Genomic DNA, 405 nt, shown 5'->3' on the forward strand with positions numbered 1-405 from the left:
ACTAGAGGCTGTTGATCTTTGAACATTATTTGTTCAGCAGTACATTGGTAGCCACATCATCATGAATGCCAATGCGACTGTACTGCTATAGTTTCGAGCTAGCTTGTCGTATCTTGTTGATATTGCCCGGTACCTTTTTATCCTCAAAAACGCGTTTTCAACAAGATGCCTATATCGATACAGGCACCAGTCCATATCGTCATTACCTAATTTGTTATTTCGTTTGCGTGGAATATTGGCATCTGCTCCACTTTCTTCTACGTAAGCTCTAAAAGCTTCACTGTCATAGCCTTATCAGCACAAACAATATCGGCTTGTGGGGAGTTTATTATCAGACTTTGTGCATGTACGATGTCGTTCACTTGACCACCGGATAGTTCAAAATAAACGGGCAGGCCACCGCTA

The 405-nt window shown here is 42.0% G+C and carries 1 pseudogene; it reads right to left on the minus strand.

Annotated features, from left to right (window positions below):
- Positions 1 to 33: 33 nt before the first annotated feature.
- Positions 34 to 405 (minus strand): annotated as a pseudogene (locus ACTRWF_RS19695) (transposase); the annotation flags it as partial.

The organism is Alteromonas sp. G5_S2_22_S1 (assembly GCF_054968525.1).